The organism is Rhizobium sp. Root149, assembly GCF_001427345.1.
In the GTDB taxonomy this organism is placed as follows: Bacteria; Pseudomonadota; Alphaproteobacteria; order Rhizobiales; family Rhizobiaceae; genus Neorhizobium; species Neorhizobium rhizoryzae.
The window spans coordinates 629253-649613 of the sequence record NZ_LMGD01000001.1 but is presented as its reverse complement, the minus strand read 5'-3'; the positions used below and the strand labels follow the sequence as shown (position 1 = coordinate 649613).

The window sequence follows — 20361 nt, the reverse complement described above, 5'->3', positions numbered from 1 at the left end:
TTTTAATGCGCGAAGAATAGAGAACGGGCAGCTGAGGCAAGCCCGTTGCGAACGGCGAGATCCGCATCCACGGTCTCGAAGTCGAGATCGAGGGCGGCGAATGCAGCCTCATACAGGGTTAGCAGCTTACCGGATGCGACCAGTTGAACCGTCGCGTCTGTTCCGGCAATGGAAAGTCCGCCAGCGAATTCGGTACCAATCAACAAGCCCGACAAGCGAGCCGCCGCCGAGGTCGCATCCAGCCCGTGCAACAGCTGTCCGGACCGGCATGTAAAAATGAGATTGGTGAACATGGCCGGGTTTTCGCGTGCATGTCTCAACGCATCGATGAAGGCCGGATGGGAGCCATCGAAACTGTCTGCCTCAGCCATGGCATGTTTAAGGATCGTATGCTTGGACAGAGCGTCGAAGACTTCGCCGGTCATGAATGACGAAAAGCTGGTGACGATATCGCCATTCACGCCCACCCATTTCGAATGCGTTCCCGGCATGCAGACAAGCCGTTGGCTGGCGATGCCGGCAGAGCCCAGCAATTGGGTTTCCTCGCCGCGCATGACATCAGGCATGGTATCGCTGCGCTGGGCGATCCCTGGCAGGATCCGGATGTCCCGCTCTTCCGCCGGAACGCGAACGGCATTTGAAAGAACCGTCGAAAGCCTTGCCGGGACATCGACATATCCGGCCTCCACCCAACCCTGACGGGCTCCTGCCATGCCGCAGATAACCACGGGCAGGGCTGCACTTGCCTGAACGGTCTGCAGGTGGGAGGACAGGACAGTGCCAAAGCCCATGGAGGCCGCCGTCGTCATGCCTTCGCCGCTGCGGCGCACCGCCAGCACATGATCGTCTCTGTCCATCAGCCACAGCCGGAAGCTGGAGGTACCCCAGTCTACGGCCACATAGGCGGGCTCATTCATCAGAGCACTCCTCCATCTACGGTTATCCATTGTGCAGTCATTCCCGCCGATGCGGACGATGCCAGGAACAGGCATGGTCCCACGATGTCGGCGGGTAAAAGATTACGTTTGAGGCACTGCCGATCACGCATCGCGGCCATGCCATCTTCCGTCAGCCAGAGCTTCAATTGCCGCTCCGTCACCACCATGCCCGGCAGGATGGCATTCACGCGCACACCCTCCGGCCCCAGACGTCCAGCCAGGCTCTTTGTCAGGCCCAGAACGCCGGCCTTGGCGGTCGTATAGCTCGGCATCGCCCCCATATTCAGCATGAAGGCGATGGAAGACATGTTGACGATCGCGCCTCTGCCGTCCCGGATCAGAGCGGGTGCGGCAGCCTGGGCAGCAAAGGCCATGTGTTTCAGGTTGATCGCCTGGTTTTCATCCCAATAGTCCTCGCTCATGTCGAGAAACTCATGGCGGTCGTCTCTGGCCGCATTGTTGATCAGCACGCCCAGACCGCCGAGCCTTGCCACCGCATCGTCGACGGCAGCACGGACTTCGCTCACGTTGCGAAGATCGGCCTTCATATAATGAACCGCATGCTTGCTATGGTTGGAAAGGTCACTGGCAAGCTGGCGCGAAGGCTCTTCCGCCACATCGATGAACGCGACCCTGGCGCCCTGCATGGCGAAGGCCTCGGTCAGCGCTGAACCGATGCCGGAACCGCCACCGGTGATCAGAACGCCGCGATCCTGAAGATCGGGAAAAATTTGGGCAGGGGGCATCGAACTCATTGGTTCCACGAGGGACTTGTAGGTTCCATTATTTGGAACCGGGTTTGACTATGTGGAATAAAACATCTATTATCGTCTGGATGTCAATAAGAAGGCGCGCACGAACAACGAGGCTTCGATGTCATCCAGCGACGATACCGGCACTTTGGGCAAGGCGATCCATCTGCTGGATCTCATTGCATCGGCGCAGGATGCCTTGCGGTTCAGCGATCTGTTGAAGCTGACGGGACAGCCGAAAGGCAGCCTTCATCGGCAGCTGCGTCATCTGGTCGTAGAGGGTCTGGTCGACATATCCCCGGACGGCGCCTATCAGCCGGGAATCCGCCTCCTGAAATTCGCCTCACGGGCCTGGGCACGCAATACCGTGCGCAAGCTGGCAGAACCGCATATGAAGGTGCTGCATGAAATCACCGGGGAGACCGTCCATTTCGGGATGCTGCGTGGTGCCGAGATCGTCTATCTCGACAAACTGGAAAGCAGGCAGGCCGTCCGCATGCATTCCCAGGTGGGAAATGCATCGCCGGTCTATTGCACCGGCATCGGCAAGGCAGCCATTTCGTGTCTGCCGGAAGATCGTCTCGCCGACCTCGTTCATCAAGTGCGCTTTCATCGCTATACGGCCAGCACGATTGCAGATGCCGCCGCGCTTCAGGACGCCTTGGGCCCGATCCGGCAACGCGGCTATGCAGAAGACCTGGAAGAACATCAGGCCGGAATATGCTGCGTTGCCGCTTCGATTGTCGTCGCCTCCCAGAATTTTATCGGCGGGATTTCGGTAACGGCCCCGGTTTTCAGGGCAGGGCCGTCGGAACGTGAAAAATGGGTTGCGCCTGTACGTCAAGCCGCAAGCTCGATCGCCGAAGACATGACCTACGGTCTCAGTCCTGCCCATCAGGACAGATGATAAAGATTCAGATTGAGACTCGATATTTGTAATACAATTGTGTACTGAACATCAGAAATTAAAAAGACTTCGTATTCACCCATTGAATACACGGTATTAGTTTAATTTTTCATTGCTAATGCAATGATGTGCTGAAACTATACAGAGAAAATGCGATACCAGCCCATGGATGGATTTGCCGATTTCACCGCCCACCAGGCATTTGTGGCCAATTGGCTGGCAGCGCTTGAGAAAATCAAAACGCAGTTTGAAATCTTTCGCCTGATGCGACAGCTTTCCGAGCAGTTTCACTGCAGTGCTTTTGTCGTCGCGGATCTGCCGGATCCCACGGTCACCGAGCTTTCCGCAAGCTCCATCATCACCAACGGCCCTCCTGAACTCATTGCCCTTTTCGATCAGGACAAATTTTTAGGCAGCAGTCCAGTCATCCATAGGATCCGCGCGAGTGTCCTGCCTTTCCAGTTCGACCTCGAGGAGATGGCTGAAGAACGTGGTAGCCAGGCGGTGAGGGAACTGTTCGCCCGGTTCGGAATGGACAGCGGCGCGGTGTTCCCGGTCCATGATCTATCCGGCAAGCGGGGTTGGGCAGGCCTTTGCGGGCAGGGGGTCGATTTTTCCCTCTATGAGATGATGGCGCTCTCTTACTGCCTAAACCATGTCTATCAGCAACTGGCGCATCTGCGCTCGCAGGATATCCGGGTCAGCGAGAAGCTGGCCGATCGGGAACTTGCATGCCTGACCTGGACAGCCGCCGGCAAGACGAGTGCGGAAATCGCAGAAATCCTGAGCCTGTCGGAGCACACCGTTAACCATTATCTCAACCGCGCGACCCGCAAGCTCGACGCCGTCAACCGCACGCAGGCTGTCGCCAAGGCGATCCGTGGCAATCTGATCGCCTGACAGGCATTTCCAGACGTCTGGTTCACAGGTAGCTTAAAGTTTCGGCAGCGGCACTCCTTCATCCCGCTCCCCACATGCCCTTTAAGCAAGAAATGGAGTTTCATCCTCGAAATCTGGTTTGGCACGCTTCGTGCATCTTCGACTGCGGTCCAGAGGGGACTGGAAAGCGCACAAAAGAGGCGCGATCAAAAAAACCGCCGGATGGCGTAGCGCGGTCTTGCAACTGCAGCAGCGCCATCCGGCGTTTTGGTTTTCAGTCATAGCCCGATTGTCTCACATGTCGCACACCTGTACTTGGCGGTTGCGCTTTCGTCGCGGCGCTTACTATATGTGCAGTCGATAACATCATCGGTCTGGAATAGCCGGTGAGAGACAGCAGGAGCGAGCGGGTATGGCCGAAGTAAACAAGGATCTTGTCATCGATACACTCCGCAAGGTGCGCGGACCGGATCTGGAAGGCGATCTCATCTCCCGCAACATGGTGTCGGATGTCTTCATCGCGGATGGCAAGGTCTATTTCTCCATCAGCGTGCCTTCGGAACGTGCTGAAGAACTGGAGCCCATGCGGCAAGCTGCCGAACGGGCCGTAAAGGCAATTCCGGGCGTGAAGGGCGCACTCGTCACACTCACGGCCGACCGCAAGGCAGGAGCCGCCGCCGCTACCAAGCCCGCAACAGTGCCGCCCCAGAGCCCAGGCAATTCCCACGCAGGCCATTCCCATGCAGGCCACTCTCACGCCGGGCATTCACACGGTGCGCAAGGCGGGCGAGCGCAGAAGGCTGGCGTTCCCGGTGTCGGCGCCATCATCGCTGTCGCATCCGGCAAGGGCGGCGTCGGCAAGTCCACAACCGCGGTCAATCTGGCGCTGGGGCTGATGGCGAACGGCCTGAAGGTTGGCCTGCTGGATGCCGATATCTACGGGCCATCGGTGCCACGCCTGCTGAAGATCTCTGGTCGGCCCAAACAGATCGACAATCGCATCATTGTGCCCATGGAGAATTATGGCCTGAAATCCATGTCGATCGGCTACCTGGTCGATGAGGATGCCGCCATGATCTGGCGCGGACCGATGGTGCAATCCGCCATTCTGCAAATGCTTCGCGAGGTTGCCTGGGGCGAACTCGATGTTCTGATCGTCGACATGCCGCCCGGTACGGGAGACGCCCAGTTGACCATGGCGCAGCAGGTACCGCTTGCCGGTGCCGTCATCGTGTCGACGCCGCAGGATCTCGCCCTGATCGATGCGCGCAAGGGCATTGCCATGTTCAAGAAAGTAGAAGTTCCGCTTCTCGGCATCATTGAAAACATGAGCTATTTTCTCGCGCCGGATACGGGCAAGCGCTACGATATTTTCGGCCATGGCGGCGCTCGCGCCGAGGCAGAGAGGATTGGCGTTCCCTTCCTCGGTGAAGTGCCACTCACCATGGAAATTCGTGAGAAGTCCGATGCGGGAACGCCCGTCGTGGTGGCGGACCCTGACGGTGCCGCGGCTGAAATGTACAAGGGTATCGCGCGCCAGGTTTGGGAACAATTGGCCGGGCGCCGGGCAAGGCCTGCCCCAAGCATCGTCTTCGAATAAATCTGCGAAGCCGACGTTTCCAGTTTGATACAAATGCAAGCAAGGATTCGTTTTGCTTGCATTTACCAAGGGCAGGTCTTATACGCGCCCCCGTTTGGGACGGGGAACCGGAACTGAGGTCCTACTATTGTAATGTGCCGGGCATGATGCACCGGCACGGAGATGCCCTTGATCAACGCTTACCTGTCCAACGGTTCCGTCAGCGAGCTGACGCCCGACAAGCCGGAATTCCTTCTTCCTGACGATGTCGTATGGATTGATCTCCATCATCCGACATCTGCGGAAGATCAGTTTGTCGAGCAGCTTCTCAGCATCTCGATCCCCACCCGTGACGAGTTAAAGGATATCGAGCCGTCCAGTCGGCTCTATGCCGAAAACGGTGCGCTCTACATGACCGGTTCGCTGGTATGGCGCGCAGACAGCAAGGATTCCAAGCTCACCGACGTCGCATTCATTCTCACGGCGGACAGACTTGTCACGGTTCGTTACGCGGACCCGAAGTCCTTCAGCCTCTTTGTCGCAGCCCTCGGCCGCGCACCGGAGGAGATCTGCAACGGGCGTACCCTTCTCGCGCATCTTCTGGAGACGATCGCGGATCGCACTGCGGAGATCATGGAGACCGTGGTATCTCGGGTGGATCACCTTGCCACGGATATCTTTCGCGAACGGACCGAGCGGCGCCCACCGAAATTCCTGGAAAGCAAGCTGGCGGAAATCGCCGAGGTTCACCGCCTTGTCGGAAAGGTGCGTGACAGTCTCGGCTCGCTCTCTCGCCTGCTGACCTTCTTGCAGAATGCCTCTGTCATCCAGAAGGACGAGGACGTACGCAAACTGTGTGCAACGGTCGCACAGGACGTCACGACGCTTTCGGAGCATGCCAGTTTCGTGGCAGGTAATATAGCCTTCCTTCTGGATGCTTCACTGGGCCTGATCAATGTCGAGCAGAATGCCATCATCAAGATCTTCTCGATTGCCTCGGTGGTCTTTCTGCCGCCAACGCTTGTGGCATCGATCTACGGCATGAATTTCCAACATATGCCGGAACTGTCCTGGCAACTGGGCTATCCGCTTGCCCTGTTCGCCATGGTGCTGTCCGCCATCATCCCCTTTTTCTTCTTCCGCTGGAAAGGCTGGCTCTAAAGGCCAGATCTTCGGATGTCACACGAGACTGAAGCACAGGTTCACGACGACAAGAGCCTCAAGCACATGCTGGCGCTCACGCTGGGTTCGATCGGCGTCGTCTACGGCGACATCGGCACCAGTCCGCTCTACGCCTTTCGCGAGGCGCTGCGGCCGGTATCTGCCGACGGTCTGACGAATGTCGAGATCATCAGCATCATCTCCCTGATGATCTGGACGCTCACCATAATCGTGACGATCAAATATGTCCTGTTCCTGCTGCGCGCCGATAACGACGGCGAGGGTGGAACACTGTCTTTGCTGGCCATGCTGATCAAGACCGCCGGCGGAAACAAGATGGTCCTCATCATCCTGGGCCTCATCGGTGCCGCGCTGTTTCTCGGCGATGCCATGATCACCCCGGCGCTCTCAGTTCTCTCGGCGGTGGAAGGGCTGAAACTTGTAACGCCCGCCTTCGACGAATGGGTGCTGCCGATCTCGATCGTCATTCTCATCGGTCTGTTCGCAATCCAGTCTCAGGGCACAGCCAAGGTTTCTCGGTTTTTTGGACCGATTACAGCTCTCTGGTTCATCGCCATGGGGCTAGGGGGCGTGCTGCACATCAGCGATGACCTCAGCATCCTCTATGCTTTCAACCCGGTTTATGCCGTTACCTTTCTGTTCAACGAGGGGTTTCTCGGGATCGTCGTTCTGGGCGCGGTCTTCCTGACCGTCACGGGCGCCGAGGCGCTCTACGCCGACCTCGGCCATTTCGGACGCCGCCCGATCCAGTGGGCCTGGTTCGTTCTGGTTTTTCCGGCGCTCACACTGAACTATCTGGGGCAGGGAGCCCTGGTCATGCAGAACCCGGAAGCGGCGTCGAACCCGTTCTACCTGATGTTCCCCTCCTGGGCGCTTCTGCCCATGGTCCTGCTCGCGACAGCCGCGACGATTATCGCCAGCCAAGCCGTGATAACCGGCGGCTTCTCGCTTGTCCGGCAGGCGATTCATCTCGGCTATCTGCCGCGCATGCAGATCCTGTTCACCTCTGAAACGAATACCGGGCAGATCTTCCTGCCGGCCGTCAATCTTGTTCTCTTGATCGGTGTTCTCGCGCTCGTTCTTGGCTTCGAAAGTTCCGATGCGCTCGCCACGGCCTATGGTATTTCGGTGACGGGTGCGATGGTCGTGACCACCCTTATGGCGTTTGAATTCGTTCGCGCCCGTTGGCGCTGGCCGCGTTGGGTCGCGGCCCTGGCACTTGCGCCGCTTCTTGCACTCGAAGTCGTGTTCCTCGGTGCAAACTTGCTCAAGATCCACGATGGTGGCTACGTGCCGGTCATGATGGCTGCTGGCTTCACCATCATCATGTGGACCTGGAAGCGTGGCACACTCATTCTGGGCGAGAAGACCAAACGCATCGATGTGCCGCTGACAAGCTTTGCTACCTCCATCGAGAAATCCATCGAAAACAAGAGCAAGCATGCACCTGTCAGCGTACCGGGAACGGCGATCTTCCTGACCAGCGATCCGGAATCCGCGCCGGCCGCCTTGATGCACAATCTCAAGCATAACCATGTGCTGCATGAGAGAAACGTGATCCTGACCATTCGCACGGTCAACAAGCCGCGCGTGGCACAGGAGAATTCGTTCTCAGTCGAAAAGCTCAACGAGCGCTTCACGCTCATCGAACTGCGTTACGGCTTCATGCAGTCTCACAACGTGTCGCAGGCTCTGGGTTACCTGCGTAAATGCGGCATCAAGTTCGACATCATGTCGACGTCCTTCTATCTCGGACGCCGCAAGCTGGTGCCGGATGCCGAATCAGGCATGCCCATGTGGCAGGACAGGCTCTTCATTGGTCTGGCCAATACCGCGACGGATCCTTCTGATTACTTCCATCTGCCTGCCAACCGTGTGGTAGAGCTGGGTTCCCACGTCATCATCTAATTGCGTTTCATGCGCGGGAGGTCACACCCGCGTGAGCGCCACCGTACCGTTTTGATCGGTCATACCAAATGTCGATGATAGGGACCGATTGCGCCGGAGCGATTTGGGTTTGCGGCGAGAAGAAAACCACAGTCGGACCTGAAGGTCCGGCGCGGATTTTCGACGACGCCGGATTTCCTCCACCGACTTTGTCGCAATCCTCGACCGATGCAGGAGCATCGCTCTCCGGTATGCTCCTCGTCGGATGAAGGTCTCCGGTCCCACGCAATCGGTTCATATCATCGACATTTGGTATTAACCGTCCATTAGGGTTAATATTAGATGCTCCACGCTCAAGAGTTGACGTGTTGGAGTTGTCTTGTGCTGCGTTTGAGAAATATCGCCCGAAAGCGGATTTCGCTTGCCGACCGCTGGGCAGCCCCCACCCTTTTTGGTCTCGCGGCCTGGTTGTCATTCCCCAGCCTCCCCGCGCACGGGGATCTGAGTGATCTCCTCTCCGGATTTGAACGCTCTGGTGCGCAGTGGCGCATGGTGATGACGAAATCACCTGCGGGGTCTATCCATGCGGCAGAGCTTGCCTTCCCTCCGGGTGAAGACCGCATTGTGTCCGATGCTGGCTTCAGCCTGCCCAACGGCCAGAAGATTGCCATCGTGGCGAGCAAGAAGGAAGATCAGCATATTCCCGACGAAGACCGGGTGAACCGCGCCCAGAAGAAGGGCAGAGTGGTGGCCGTCTTGCCCATGTTGCCGCCGCGGGCCTTCAGTGCCGGCTCCATTCTGCAGCGAAGCAGTTCGCTTCTCGCACCCGTCATCCGCGCCGAAGATCAGGTTGCGTTTGCCAAGGCGCCCAAGGCCAGCGAAGAGGTGAAGCTCGCTGCCTTCTATTTCCGCCGTTCGGAGGAAAAGAAACCCGATGCCGGTCTTTCACCCATGGTGGCAAAACTCGTTACAAATCCGAGAGCCGATATCCTTGCCACGGCCTATGCTCCTGCCAAGCCCGACTACGCACGGCAATCGCCTTTCGATGCGATCCTGACGGAAAAAAAGGATGACGGTCGTTTCATCCCGGATATTGGACCTGAGGACCATGCATGGGCGGCAACGCCCCTGCCGCCAGATGCCTTTTCCCCGCAGGAGCAACAGTGCCTTGCATCCGGCATCTACTTCGAGGCTCGCGGCGAATCGGTGAAGGGCCAGGCGGCCGTCGCTCAGGTTATCCTCAATCGCGTGCGCAATCCCGCTTATCCCAAGACGATCTGCGGCGTCGTCTACCAGAACGAGGATTGGCGCAACCGCTGCCAGTTCTCCTTCGCCTGTGACAACATCAAGGATCGTATCCGTTCGGAAGAACACTGGAAAATGGCACGTGAAGTGGCCATGGCAACCACGGCCGGCAAGATATGGTTGAAGGAAGTCGGTTCCGCAACTCACTATCATGCGGTCTATGTCCGTCCCAATTGGGCACCCACCATGAAAAAGGTAGGCCGCATCGGACTGCATGTCTTCTACCGCACCTATGGCGGCGGGTGGAGCTGAGGACCGTCGATTCCGCGACTTCCACAGGACGTACTAATCGTTCTTAATCTCAAGTAATTGATTTTTCGTCATAAATTTGTTCTGGATGAGTGTCGGTTAACGCCTTGACTATGGGGGCGCGCAAAACTATGTTGCGCCCGACTTCAAAACGGGCCGGAAGGCGCTATTTCCCAAGGCTTCGAGAGAGGCTTAAGACCGAAAATTCGGTCTGCTGAAGCCAGGGAGAGGCGCATGACCGACAACGATGACGATAGTCTGGAGCAACGACGCGATGCTCTTTCCGCAAAACTGGCGGCAAGGGAACGCAGCGAGGCAATTGAAACCGCGAAGGAAAAGCAATCCGAGGAAAGCCGTAAGGGAATGGCTCTCGGGTTGAAGATTTCTTCCGAATTCATTGCCGCCATCGCTGTTGGCGCCATGCTTGGCTATCTGATCGACCGTTTTGTCGGCACGACGCCTTGGGGGATGATCATACTTCTTCTTCTCGGTTTCTGTGCCGGAGTGCTGAACGTGCTTCGTGCCATGGGCATGGTCGCAACCCCGGATCCGGGTGTTTCTCGCGGCGATGATCCGAGCCACAAGCGCTAAGGCTCGGATTTAGAGGCTAGCTGCCAATTGCGGCGGCCATGAGGAAAGAAAAGGTAGAGCGGTGGCGAACGACCCGACGCATCAGTTCCAGATCTTCAAGATCGTGCCAATCGAAGTTGGTGGTATCGATTTCTCCTTTACCAATGCGTCCCTGTTTATGGTCGCCACGGTTGCCTGTGCTGCCGGTTTTCTCTACTTCTCGACTGCCAATCGCGGCCTGATCCCGGGTCGTTCGCAGTCGGTTGCCGAGCTTTCCTACGAGTTCATTGCTTCCATGCTGCGCGAAGGTGCGGGCAGCCACGGGATGAAGTTCTTCCCGATGGTCTTCTCGCTCTTCATGTTCGTGTTGACGGCAAACCTGCTCGGCATGTTCCCGTACTTCTTCACGGTTACCAGCCAGATCATCGTCACCTTCGCGCTGGCGCTGTTCGTCATCGGCACTGTTGTCGTCTACGGTTTCTACAAGCACGGTCTGCACTTCCTCAATGTTTTCGTGCCAAGCGGTGTTCCGGGCGTGCTCCTGCCGCTGGTCGTCACGATCGAAATCATCTCATTCCTGTCCCGTCCGATTTCGCTGTCGGTTCGTCTTTTTGCCAACATGCTGGCGGGACACATCACCCTCAAGGTGTTCGCGGGCTTCGTTGCTTCGCTTGGAACCCTGGGTGCAATCGGTATCGGTGGCGCGACATTGCCCCTGATCATGACGGTCGCTCTGACCGGTCTGGAATTCCTCGTAGCCTTCCTGCAGGCCTACGTCTTTGCGGTACTCACATGCATGTACCTCAACGATGCAGTTCACCCAGGCGGCCACTGAGGAACGACATTGGCGTATTGAAGCGTCAGTCAACCGCCGCAACAAACCATTCTAAGGAGTTCACACATGGAAGCGGAAGCAGCAAAGTTCATCGGTGCAGGTCTGGCTTGCTTTGGCATGGCTGGTACGGCTCTCGGCCTCGGCAACATCTTCGGCAACTACCTCTCCGGCGCTCTTCGCAACCCGTCTGCTGCTGACAGCCAGTTCGGCCGTCTGGTATTCGGCTTCGCCGTTACGGAAGCTCTGGGCATCTTCTCGCTGCTCGTAGCGCTCCTCCTGCTGTTCGCCGTCTAATAACCGGCAAACCGATCGGATCACGGCCGCCACGATGTGTGCCGTGATCCTTCTTATTGAATACCCCCCTGGAGGTGATGATGTTCGTGACACCGGCATTTGCGCAACAAGCTGCGCCGGCCAATGGCGCCACGCAAGGTGAAGTGCATACGGAGACGGGTGTCGCTCACAATGAGCATGGCACTGGCGTATTCCCGCCTTTCGACCAGTCGACCTATGCTTCGCAGCTGCTCTGGCTCGTCATCACTTTCGGTCTTTTCTATCTGCTCATGCAGAAGGTGATCGTGCCCCGGATCGGTGGCATTCTCGAACACCGTCATGACCGGATTGCACAGGATCTCGATGAGGCCTCCCGTCTGAAGGCTGAGGCAGACGCTGCCGTCGCCACCTACGAAAAGGAACTGGCGGAAGCCCGTTCCAAGGCCGGTGCGATTGCCGAAAGCGCTCGCGAAGCAGCGAAGGTCAAGGCCAACGCCGACCGTGCAGCCATCGAAGCTGAACTGGCTGGCAAGCTGGCCGCCGCCGAAGCCCGCATTTCTGAAATCAAGGCTGCTGCTTTTGCAGAAGTCGGTGCGATTGCTGAAGAAACGGCGTCTGCGATTGTCGACCAGCTCATTGGTCCCAAGGCCAGCGCCGAAGACGTCAGGGCTGCAGTTGCAACCGCAAAGGTAGGAGCCTGATATCATGGCATTTGATGCAACATTCTTCGCCTTTGTAGGCCTTGTTCTCTTCCTTCTTCTTCTCGTATACCTCAAGGTTCCTGGCATGATGGCCTCGTCGCTGGACAAGCGCGCCGCCAACATCCGCGAGGAACTCGATCAGGCCAAGCGTCTTCGTGAAGAGGCGCAGGCTCTGCTCGCCGAATACCAGCGCAAGCGCAAGGAAGCCGAAGCTGAAGCGGCTGCCATCGTTGCCTCCGCAGAACGCGAAGCTGCCGCTCTGACGGAAGAAGCCCGTCAGAAGACGGAGGAATTCGTCGCCCGTCGCAACGCTCTTTCGGAACAGAAGATCCGCCAGGCGGAAGCCGATGCGATCGGCGCCGTTCGCGCCGCCGCTGTCGATCTGGCCGTCGCTGCTGCCGAAAAGGTCATTGCTTCCAAGGCTGATGCCGCGACGCAGCAGGCTCTGTTCTCTCAGTCCGTCGGTCAGGTGAAGGCTCGCCTGAACTGATCTTTCAGACATTTGAGTTTGCAAGAAGGCTGGGGCAACCCGGCCTTTTTCGCGTCTGGAGCCTGTGGTGACGACCCGCTGGAGTGCGTGGGATCCTCGCCAGTCCGGGGTGATAGCATCGTGCTGCCAACCGAACAGCATGACGCGCCGCCAGGCTGCTGGGGTGAGGTGCGGGCACCAGAACGTTTATTCTAGAGCATGTCGTAGTAAAAGTGTGCAGCGGTTTTGCGCAAACGACATGCGTTAAAACAAAAAGATAAAGCGCTAGGAGCGAATCTGAAAGATCGCGACACGCTTAAGCCCCAAGCACGTCAGTTCCCTGACCGGTCGATAGAGAGCGTGCCGCTCAATCTTGTCGGAGTGGTCTGAAGCTCATTCTGTGAAGGGGGCATGGCCCATGCTCTTCGATGGCGCGCCTATGCTGGGCCGTGCCATAGCCCGCATGTTGGGCGAAGCCGTAGTTACCATAAACCTGGTTCGCGCGAGCCATCATCCGATCTCTCGTCACCTTGGCGATGATCGAAGCGGCAGCAATGGAGAGGCTGCGCGCATCGCCCTGGATGACAGCCTTGCCCTGACAGGCAAGCCCTGGCGGTACATCGCGGCCATCGACCAGGACATAGTCTGCCCTGACGGGCAGGGCGTCCACGGCACGGCGCATGGCATCAAGGCTGGCGCGAAGGATGTTCTTCTCATCGATATGGCGGGGGCCGGAAGAGGCGATTGAAATATGCGCCGTGGCACAGATCTCCACGAACAGCGCCTCACGTTGTTTCAGCGTCAACTGCTTGGAATCGTTCAGTCCTGCGGGGATGTGGTCTGGATCGAGGATGACCGCTGCGGCGACAACAGGTCCAGCAAGGGGGCCACGTCCAGCTTCGTCGGTGCCTGCTACCGGCCAATGACCTGCTTTCCGCGCCATCAACTCCAGCGAAAAATCTGGAACGATCGGTTCGAGGGAGAAAAGATCGAGAGGAGAATCGGGGGGCGTGCGTCGTGACATGCGGCATCACTCGCACGCCCACCCGATTTCCCGCAAGCCCCGTCGAAGCAAATGAGGCGGCACTGCTTCAGGCCCAAGGGGATCAGGCCAACGGGGCAAGACCAGCAGGGGCGGCGCCGGTCCATTTCCATCTCGCTGGGGGGCGCCCAGCGAAATGGCAAAACATGAGTAAGGTGCAGGGATCGCCGACGATCGCCCATCGCAGGAACGGCACAGGGCCGAAGCGCATCGCAGCCACCCAGGGAGAACAGGCTTTCAAGTCAGCAGTGCCCGGATCTTGGCCCGGATCTTGGCGCAGAATACACCGGGATCCAGCCTCCGTGCCGCAGCGTCACAAAAGCGACAGTTGAACTCCCGCGCCATCGGGGCGAACAAACAGATCGTCGCGCAGCGCTACACCTCTACGAGCAAGACCAAGGCGCTTCGTCGCCATTTCGAAACGCCGCGAGATCTGCCAGGCATAGGGACCTTCTCCTTTCATGCGCTTGCCAAATTCCGCATCGTAGTCCTTGCCGCCACGCATCGATTTTATCAGCGACATCACATGCCGGTATCGATCCGGATAATGTCTCAAAAGCCAGTCTCGAAAGAGCGGGCTGACTTCCAGCGGTAGACGCAGCAGAATGTAGCTTGCAGACACGGCACCAGCCGCCTGTGCCGCATCGAGAATTCGCTCCAACTCATGGTCGTTCAGCGCCGGAATGAGAGGCGAGGCCAGAACGCCGGTTGGTATTCCTGCATCCGTCAACTGTCGTACGGCTTCAAGCCGCCTTGACGGCGTCGAAGCGCGCGGCTCCATCAGGCGCGCCAGCTTGCGGTCGAGCGTCGTGACGGAGATTGCCACCTTGGCCAAGCCCTTGGCGGCCATCTTGGCAAGAATGTCGATGTCCCGCGTCACCAGCGCCGACTTTGTGACGATCATGACCGGATGGTTGGCTTTTTCCAACACTTCCAGCAATTGCCGCATGATGCGCCATTCGCGCTCGATCGGTTGATAGGGGTCCGTGTTCGTCCCGATCGCGATGGGCTTCACCTTGTATCCGGGCTTGCTCAGCTCTCGTTCAAGCAGACGAGGGGCATCGGGCTTTGCAAAAAGCCTGGCCTCGAAATCCAGCCCTGCCGAAAGCCCCATATAGCTATGGGTTGGCCTGGCAAAACAATAGATGCAGCCATGTTCGCAGCCGCGATACGGATTGACCGATCGATCGAACGGAATATCGGGTGAGTCGTTGCGTGTGATCGCTGTCTTCGGCTTCTCGATCTGGACTTCGGTCTTGAAAGGTTCGAGTTCTTCCAACGACTGCCAACCATCATCGAACTGCTCGCGCCGCTGGTCTTCGAACCGGCCGCTCGGGTTCAAGCCGGCACCCCTTCCGCGCCGACGGTCCGTCTCGACGCGAAGTCCAGACGACTGGACCAGAGCGTCGGCAATATCAGCCGTATGAGCAGGCGCGAAAGCGTCCTGCCGCAGTTGAGACAGCTCGTTCATGGATAACTCCCAGCCAGATGTTCAACGCTGGCGTTCTCAAATTCGTATCGTCAAAATGAGAACATTGCAAGAACAAAATCTACCGCCTTTGTTGATGGCAATTTTCAGGCCAATGCGATAAAGGTCATGAATGCTGACTGTATTGATGGAATGCCATGATCAGGAATCCGAGCTGGCGCAGACTTTGTCTGTTCTGGTTGCCGGTGCTGTGGAAGGTCTGGTCAGTGACGTCGCAGTGCTCGATCGTGGTTCTACCGATGCGTCTGCGCGTGTTGCGGATGCCGCGGGGTGCAAGTTCTATACGCAGTGGGATTTGAAGCACGTGCTGCAGGAGGTGCGTGGCGAGTGGCTCATGCTGCTGGAGCCGGGAGCGCGCCCTCAGATTGGCTGGATCGATGAAGTCGCCGAGCATATTTCGCTCACACGGCATCCCGCACGCTTCACCGCATCAAGAAATTACCGGAGGCCACTGATTCAGCGGTTGTTCAGCAAGGATCCGCCGCTCGCGCAGGGTCTTCTTATTCAGAAAAGCGTGGCGTCATCCAAGGGTGTGCGCGCTACGCGGCTTGCCGATCTCGTGGAGGGGCACCGGCCACATACGCTCATCTCAGAACTGATCCCAGCCTGGGCTGCAGCGCGTAGCTAATATAATTTAGCCTAGCCTAATCAGGCTTTGCCGCCGCGTTTCAGGTGCTCGTCAAGCCGTGGCATGATTTCCACGAAGTTGCAGGGCATATGGCGATAGTCCAGCTGCCATTTCAGGATCCCGTCCCAGGCATCCTTGCAGGCGCCGGGCGAGCCGGGCAACACGAAAACGAAGGTCGCATTGGCAACGCCACCGGTGGCGCGCGACTGGATCGTCGATGTTCCGATCTTGTCGTAGGATATGCGGTGAAACACTTCGGAAAAGCCGTCCATGCGCTTTTCGAACAGCGGTTCCAAGGCTTCAGGCGTGACATCCCGACCGGTAAAGCCTGTGCCGCCGGTGGTGATCACGACGTCGATTTCCTCGGCCAGCGTCCAGTTCCGAACCTGCTCGTAGATCTGCTCCTTGTCATCGGCAACGATTGCCCTGGCAACGAGTTCGTGCCCCGCTTCCAGAATGCGCTGCACCAGCGTGTCGCCGGATTTGTCATTGTCGAGCCGCCGGGTGTCGGAAACGGTCAGCACGGCAATGCCGACCGGAATGAAGGGACGGCTCTCATCGATACGGCTCATGATGCATTTCCTTCCAAAGTTCGGCCCGCCCTCACATACCACTGCGGCTTGGCCTGCTCGAGCGTCAAAGCTGCACGTTCCAAAGCCATTTCGTCGCGGTAGAGGCCGAAACACGTGGCGCCCGATCCAGACATGCGACAGACCTCCGCACCGCTCTCCTCAAGCTGCTGAAGGCACTCACCGATGTCCGAAAGAAGCCTCTGTGCAGGCTCCTGAAGATCGTTTCTGAGACCGCTCATATAATCGAGCCAGTCTGATTGCGCCGGATCAAAAGGAGGCAGCGGCCTGTTGGTCTTTGATGTCAATAACCGGAATATCTGTGGCGTTGAAACAGGCTTGAGGGGATTGACCAGCAAGATGAAGAAGGAGGGAAGCGTGGCAAGCGGTTCTATGTCCTCGCCGATTCCACGCGCGATCAAAGGGCTGGACTCAAGGCACATCGGTACATCCGCTCCCAGCGACAGGCAAAGCCTTGCCAGCCGGTCTCGCGGCACATCCAGGTTCCACAACCGCATCAGGCCGCGCAAGGTTGCCGCTGCATCTGCGGAGCCACCACCTATTCCGGAGGAGAGCGGCAGGCTCTTCGTGAGCGTGATGTCGACCGGACACGTCTCGTATCCGAGTTCTTCGGCAAGGCCCCGCAAGCCGTCCCGCGCCCGCGTCACGAGATTATCCGCATCAGCCGACAGGGTTTCTGCAAACCGCCCGGTTATCTCGAACCGGTCCTGCGCAGATGGGCGAATGGCGAGCTCGTCGCCGAAGTCTGCGAACGTCACAAGGCTATCGAGAAGATGGTAGCCATCTGCCCGCTGACCGGTCACATGCAGCGCGAGATTGATCTTCGCTCGCGCTGCCTCGATCACCATTCCGGTTGGACTCAATTGGATTTGGCCGGAATCTTGATCAATTGGCCCGGAAACAGCCGGTTGGGATTACGCTTGAGTTCCGGGTTCATCTCCAGAATCTCTCTCGCGCGTTCCTTGTCACCCAGTCGATCGGTTGCAATCTTGGACAACGTATCGCCTTCGCTGACGATGTAATCGGCCGTGATCGGGGCGTTGGGCTGAGCTGCGCCCGGGGGAGTGGCAGGGGGAGTAGCAGGTGCGGTGGCTGCTGGAGAAGCCATGGCCGTCTGCACCGGAGGCGGACCTGCATCGGCAAGACCATCCCGGATCTTCTGCTCGATCTTCGGGATTTCCGTCATCTCCGGCTTCATGGTCAGGGCACGCTGCCACTGGAACTTCGCTTCCAGCTGCCGCCCTACGCGCCAGTAGGCATCGCCCAGATGGTCGTTGATGGTGGCATCGCCAGCGCGCAACTGCACGGCACGCTCAAGCTCGGTCACCGCATCGTCGTAACGGCCGAGGCGATAATAGGCCCAACCGAGCGAATCCACGATATAGCCGTCGTCTGGCCGCAGATCGACGGCCTTGCGGATCATATTGAGACCGTCTTCCAGGTTGCGGTTCATATCGACCCAGGAATACCCTAGATAGTTGAGAACCTGCGGCTGGTCCGGGTTCAGTTCGAGCGCCTTGCGGAAGTTCGGCTCGGCCTTGTCCCACTCCTTCAGACGCTCATAGGCGATGCCGCGCTGGAAAAACACCGACCAGTCGCTGGGCCGGGGGGCCGGACCGACCACTTCCACCGCCTTGTCATAGGTCTTTGCCATTTCGGCAAAATCCTTGGCGTCTGAAAGAACGCTGCCGTAAGCAATGTAGCTGCGAATGTCGGTCGGATCGGATTCGATGAGCTTCTTCAGATGCTCCTTCGCGCCGTCCACATCGCCTGTCTGCGCCAGTGTCAGGCCCAGTTGCAGCTCGGAAATGCGCCGCATGGGCGAATCCTGCGGAACGCGACCATAGAGCTCGATTGCCTGTTTCAGCTGCTCCAGCTTCTCGGCAATACCACCCAGCAGGATCAGCGTATCGGCACTCTTCGGATCAAGCGCATGCGAGATCTGCAGATAGAGCGACACCATTTCCTCCGCACCCTGGCGGTTCAGTGCGCTGCCGATGGAAAAGAGAACGGCGGAGGCACCCTGCGTCGCGTCAGTAACCTGCTGCTCCGGCTTTTCGCCCTTTTCGATGCTCTGGCGAAGCGCCTTCAGCGGCGCGTAATTCAGCATCAGCCGTTCGGCCACGGAAATAGCATCAAGCGCCTTCTGCTTGTTGCCTTGGGCTGCCTCGAGGCGGGCCAGCGCCATGACCGATCGCATGAATGTATCCGGCGTGGTCGCAACCGCTTCCTGGCTGGTGATGGCTGCGCTGAGGTTGGTGCGGGCTGTGGCAGTATCGCCAGCCACCAGCGCCATGGCGCCCAGATGATACTGCGTGAAGACCTTGAACCAGTCCGGCCCCTTCAGCGCCTTGATCTGCTTGATAGCCTCTGCACCCTTGCCGGCACCCACCTTGGCCCAACCGATCAGCAGGGCGTGAGTCAGACGGTCAAGATCATTGCCGCCCTTGTAGGTGAGGATCTTTTCCGCATCGGCGTAGGAACCCTTGCGGATCGCCTCCAGCCCGCGAACGATTGTCGTGATGCGTTCAACCGCGTCGTCACCCTTCAGTGCTTCGACATGCTTGAGGCTCTCGTCGAACTGCCCGTTCATCAGCAAGGACACCATCAGGCGTTCGCGAATGTCGAGATTGGCCGGTTCGAAGTTCAGGGCCTTCTGGTAGAGCGCGATTGCAGTCGCGTAATCGTGATCGACATCCGCGGTTCTTGCCGCCAGAAATGCGCCGGAAAACGTGTTGACCTTGTCGGGCGTGAACTCCACGGCCTCTGCGACCGGGTTGTCCTGCGCCATGGCAAGGCGTGGAACGACCGTCGCTGCCAGAAGGGCAGAGGCAAAAGCCACGCCGGAAAGCAGACGAAGGGCGAATTTCTGCCGCATGAAAGTGCCTTTCAAGAAGAACTGGGAGGCGGCCAACGGGCCACCGGGAATCTTCAACCGATGATTCATGATAGAATGGCTTTTTTGAAGCAGCTTCGCAAGAATCTCGAAGGCGGCCATTGTTCACGCCGCCTGTGAAATGCGTGGCCTCACCCTCGGCCACGCACACCGTGCCGGGTCTCAGTTGACCCGTTCGATACAGAAATCGATCACTTCCATCAGCGCCGCCTTGTGTGCCGATGCGGGCAGGGGCGACAAAGCGTCGCGTGCGATTGCACCATAGTGCTTGGCGCGGGCAATCGTGTCTGCCAGTCCATTGTATTTGCCGATCAGGGCAAGCGCCTGCTGAAGGTTTTCGTCGCTGCTCTGGCCATCTTCGATCGCGGTCTTCCAGAATGCGCGGTCTTCAGGCGTGCCACGGCGATAGGACAGGATCACCGGCAGCGTGATCTTTCCTTCGCGGAAATCATCGCCGACGTTCTTGCCAAGGTCGGCCGCCTTGCCGCCATAGTCCAGCGCATCGTCCACCAGCTGGAAGGCAAGGCCCAAATTCATGCCATAGGAGCGGAGGGCCGAACGGGCGCTCTTGTCGTTTCCGGCAATGATGGGGCCGACTTCGGCAGCGGCGGCGAAAAGGGCCGCGGTCTTGGCGCGGATGACGGAGAGGTAATCGTCTTCCGTCGTTTCCATGTTCTTGGCAACGGAAAGCTGAAGCACTTCGCCTTCCGCGATCACGGCGGCGGCAGAGGCCAGAACATCCAGCGCGTCCATGGAGCCGGTCTCGACCATCATCTTGAAGGCCTGCCCCAGCAGGAAGTCACCAACGAGAACGCTCGCCTGGTTACCCCAGATCATGCGCGCGGTGGATTTGCCCCGCCGCAGATCGCTTTCGTCCACCACGTCGTCATGCAGCAGCGTTGCGGTGTGCATGAACTCCACGCTTGTGGCGAGCTTGATATGACCGTCGCCCTCGTAGCCGAACATCTGCGCGGCCGCCAGCGTCAGCATGGGGCGCAAACGTTTGCCACCGGAAGAAATCAGGTGGTTTGCCACTTCCGGTATCATCTGCACATCGGATCCGGCCTTCGACAGGATCAGCTGGTTGACCCGATCCATATCCAGTCTGGTCAGATCGACCAGCGGCTTGACGGATGCCTGCTTGTTTTTGCCCTCTTCGAGCGGAATAACGACGCCCAATGAAATGGCCT

Annotated in this window: 20 protein-coding genes; 12 read left to right on the top strand and 8 right to left on the bottom strand. The window is 58.4% G+C overall.

The window, feature by feature from the left end; all coding sequences use genetic code 11:
• Window positions 1–2 precede the first annotated feature (2 nt).
• Window positions 3–917, bottom strand: a complete 915-nt coding sequence (locus ASD54_RS03110) for a 2-dehydro-3-deoxygalactonokinase (RefSeq protein WP_062553099.1) — start codon at window positions 915–917, stop codon at window positions 3–5.
• Complete coding sequence (locus ASD54_RS03105) at window positions 917–1693, bottom strand: SDR family oxidoreductase (protein WP_156379032.1); 777 nt, start codon at window positions 1691–1693, stop codon at window positions 917–919. The genes ASD54_RS03110 and ASD54_RS03105 overlap by 1 nt, the downstream gene beginning before the upstream one ends.
• A 118-nt stretch (window positions 1694–1811) precedes the next feature.
• Between ASD54_RS03105 and ASD54_RS03100 the strand changes: the two genes are divergently transcribed.
• From ASD54_RS03100 to ASD54_RS03050, 11 genes are all read left to right on the top strand, one after another.
• Window positions 1812–2597 carry an IclR family transcriptional regulator gene (locus tag ASD54_RS03100; RefSeq protein ID WP_062553097.1) on the top strand — a complete coding sequence of 262 codons (786 nt, stop codon included), beginning with the start codon at window positions 1812–1814 and terminating at the stop codon, window positions 2595–2597.
• Window positions 2598–2762: 165 nt separating this feature from the next.
• Window positions 2763–3497 (top strand): LuxR family transcriptional regulator, encoded by a 735-nt coding sequence (locus tag ASD54_RS03095; RefSeq protein ID WP_062553096.1) that lies wholly within the window; start codon window positions 2763–2765, stop codon window positions 3495–3497.
• A 391-nt stretch (window positions 3498–3888) separates the two neighbouring features.
• Window positions 3889–5076 carry an Mrp/NBP35 family ATP-binding protein gene (locus ASD54_RS03090; protein ID WP_062553095.1) on the top strand — a complete coding sequence of 396 codons (1188 nt, stop codon included), beginning with the start codon at window positions 3889–3891 and terminating at the stop codon, window positions 5074–5076.
• Window positions 5077–5244: 168 nt separating this feature from the next.
• On the top strand, window positions 5245–6216 hold the full coding sequence (locus tag ASD54_RS03085; RefSeq protein ID WP_244484638.1) for a magnesium transporter CorA family protein: 972 nt from the start codon (window positions 5245–5247) through the stop codon (window positions 6214–6216).
• Window positions 6217–6282: 66 nt separating this feature from the next.
• Window positions 6283–8145: a potassium transporter Kup gene (locus ASD54_RS03080; protein ID WP_244484659.1), complete on the top strand. Its 1863-nt coding sequence runs from the start codon at window positions 6283–6285 to the stop codon at window positions 8143–8145.
• Between the two features lie 363 nt (window positions 8146–8508).
• The gene (locus ASD54_RS03075; protein WP_062553262.1) at window positions 8509–9681 is read left to right on the top strand and encodes a cell wall hydrolase; all 1173 of its coding nucleotides are present in this window, start codon (window positions 8509–8511) and stop codon (window positions 9679–9681) included.
• A gap of 231 nt (window positions 9682–9912) precedes the next feature.
• On the top strand, window positions 9913–10269 hold the full coding sequence (locus ASD54_RS03070; protein WP_062553092.1) for an AtpZ/AtpI family protein: 357 nt from the start codon (window positions 9913–9915) through the stop codon (window positions 10267–10269).
• Window positions 10270–10330: 61 nt separating this feature from the next.
• Window positions 10331–11083, top strand: a complete 753-nt coding sequence (locus ASD54_RS03065) for a F0F1 ATP synthase subunit A (RefSeq protein WP_062553091.1) — start codon at window positions 10331–10333, stop codon at window positions 11081–11083.
• Window positions 11084–11149: 66 nt separating this feature from the next.
• Window positions 11150–11377 (top strand): F0F1 ATP synthase subunit C, encoded by a 228-nt coding sequence (locus ASD54_RS03060; protein WP_010026583.1) that lies wholly within the window; start codon window positions 11150–11152, stop codon window positions 11375–11377.
• A 77-nt stretch (window positions 11378–11454) separates the two neighbouring features.
• Window positions 11455–12057: a F0F1 ATP synthase subunit B gene (locus ASD54_RS03055; protein WP_183898012.1), complete on the top strand. Its 603-nt coding sequence runs from the start codon at window positions 11455–11457 to the stop codon at window positions 12055–12057.
• 4 nt (window positions 12058–12061) lie between these two features.
• Window positions 12062–12547: a F0F1 ATP synthase subunit B gene (locus ASD54_RS03050; RefSeq protein WP_062553089.1), complete on the top strand. Its 486-nt coding sequence runs from the start codon at window positions 12062–12064 to the stop codon at window positions 12545–12547.
• Window positions 12548–12893: 346 nt separating this feature from the next.
• Here the strand turns inward: ASD54_RS03050 and ASD54_RS03045 are convergent, their stop codons facing one another.
• Together ASD54_RS03045 and ASD54_RS03040 are read right to left on the bottom strand one after the other, a co-directional pair.
• On the bottom strand, window positions 12894–13550 hold the full coding sequence (locus ASD54_RS03045; RefSeq protein ID WP_062553088.1) for a ribonuclease HII: 657 nt from the start codon (window positions 13548–13550) through the stop codon (window positions 12894–12896).
• Window positions 13551–13881: 331 nt separating this feature from the next.
• Window positions 13882–15039, bottom strand: a complete 1158-nt coding sequence (locus tag ASD54_RS03040; RefSeq protein WP_062553087.1) for a PA0069 family radical SAM protein — start codon at window positions 15037–15039, stop codon at window positions 13882–13884.
• Window positions 15040–15169: 130 nt separating this feature from the next.
• Between ASD54_RS03040 and ASD54_RS03035 the strand changes: the two genes are divergently transcribed.
• Window positions 15170–15685, top strand: a complete 516-nt coding sequence (locus ASD54_RS03035; RefSeq protein ID WP_062553086.1) for a hypothetical protein — start codon at window positions 15170–15172, stop codon at window positions 15683–15685.
• A 20-nt stretch (window positions 15686–15705) separates the two neighbouring features.
• Here the strand turns inward: ASD54_RS03035 and moaB are convergent, their stop codons facing one another.
• The 4 genes from moaB to ASD54_RS03015 form a co-directional block, all read right to left on the bottom strand.
• The gene (gene moaB, locus ASD54_RS03030) at window positions 15706–16257 is read right to left on the bottom strand and encodes a molybdenum cofactor biosynthesis protein B (protein WP_062553085.1); all 552 of its coding nucleotides are present in this window, start codon (window positions 16255–16257) and stop codon (window positions 15706–15708) included.
• Window positions 16254–17123, bottom strand: a complete 870-nt coding sequence (locus tag ASD54_RS03025) for a 4-(cytidine 5'-diphospho)-2-C-methyl-D-erythritol kinase (protein WP_062553084.1) — start codon at window positions 17121–17123, stop codon at window positions 16254–16256. The genes moaB and ASD54_RS03025 overlap by 4 nt, the downstream gene beginning before the upstream one ends.
• Before the next feature lie 11 nt (window positions 17124–17134).
• A complete protein-coding gene (locus ASD54_RS03020; protein ID WP_082547052.1) occupies window positions 17135–19153 on the bottom strand; it encodes a tetratricopeptide repeat protein in 2019 nt (672 codons plus the stop codon).
• Between the two features lie 180 nt (window positions 19154–19333).
• Window positions 19334–20350 carry a polyprenyl synthetase family protein gene (locus ASD54_RS03015; RefSeq protein ID WP_062553083.1) on the bottom strand — a complete coding sequence of 339 codons (1017 nt, stop codon included), beginning with the start codon at window positions 20348–20350 and terminating at the stop codon, window positions 19334–19336.
• Between the last annotated feature and the right edge of the window lie 11 nt (window positions 20351–20361).

What these genes read in the sequence shown, in the direction of transcription:
- ASD54_RS03105 (WP_156379032.1), bottom strand. Translation starts at nt 1,693, where the DNA reads ATGAGTTCGATGCCCCCTGCCCAAATTTTTCCCGATCTTCAGGATCGC.
- ASD54_RS03025 (WP_062553084.1), bottom strand. Translation starts at nt 17,123, where the DNA reads ATGGTGATCGAGGCAGCGCGAGCGAAGATCAATCTCGCGCTGCATGTG.
- ASD54_RS03055 (WP_183898012.1), top strand. Translation starts at nt 11,455, where the DNA reads ATGATGTTCGTGACACCGGCATTTGCGCAACAAGCTGCGCCGGCCAAT.
- ASD54_RS03045 (WP_062553088.1), bottom strand. Translation starts at nt 13,550, where the DNA reads ATGTCACGACGCACGCCCCCCGATTCTCCTCTCGATCTTTTCTCCCTC.
- ASD54_RS03050 (WP_062553089.1), top strand. Translation starts at nt 12,062, where the DNA reads ATGGCATTTGATGCAACATTCTTCGCCTTTGTAGGCCTTGTTCTCTTC.
- ASD54_RS03095 (WP_062553096.1), top strand. Translation starts at nt 2,763, where the DNA reads ATGGATGGATTTGCCGATTTCACCGCCCACCAGGCATTTGTGGCCAAT.
- ASD54_RS03035 (WP_062553086.1), top strand. Translation starts at nt 15,170, where the DNA reads ATGCTGACTGTATTGATGGAATGCCATGATCAGGAATCCGAGCTGGCG.
- ASD54_RS03040 (WP_062553087.1), bottom strand. Translation starts at nt 15,039, where the DNA reads ATGAACGAGCTGTCTCAACTGCGGCAGGACGCTTTCGCGCCTGCTCAT.
- ASD54_RS03080 (WP_244484659.1), top strand. Translation starts at nt 6,283, where the DNA reads ATGCTGGCGCTCACGCTGGGTTCGATCGGCGTCGTCTACGGCGACATC.
- ASD54_RS03070 (WP_062553092.1), top strand. Translation starts at nt 9,913, where the DNA reads ATGACCGACAACGATGACGATAGTCTGGAGCAACGACGCGATGCTCTT.
- ASD54_RS03100 (WP_062553097.1), top strand. Translation starts at nt 1,812, where the DNA reads ATGTCATCCAGCGACGATACCGGCACTTTGGGCAAGGCGATCCATCTG.
- ASD54_RS03090 (WP_062553095.1), top strand. Translation starts at nt 3,889, where the DNA reads ATGGCCGAAGTAAACAAGGATCTTGTCATCGATACACTCCGCAAGGTG.
- moaB (WP_062553085.1), bottom strand. Translation starts at nt 16,257, where the DNA reads ATGAGCCGTATCGATGAGAGCCGTCCCTTCATTCCGGTCGGCATTGCC.
- ASD54_RS03020 (WP_082547052.1), bottom strand. Translation starts at nt 19,153, where the DNA reads ATGCGGCAGAAATTCGCCCTTCGTCTGCTTTCCGGCGTGGCTTTTGCC.
- ASD54_RS03110 (WP_062553099.1), bottom strand. Translation starts at nt 917, where the DNA reads ATGAATGAGCCCGCCTATGTGGCCGTAGACTGGGGTACCTCCAGCTTC.
- ASD54_RS03060 (WP_010026583.1), top strand. Translation starts at nt 11,150, where the DNA reads ATGGAAGCGGAAGCAGCAAAGTTCATCGGTGCAGGTCTGGCTTGCTTT.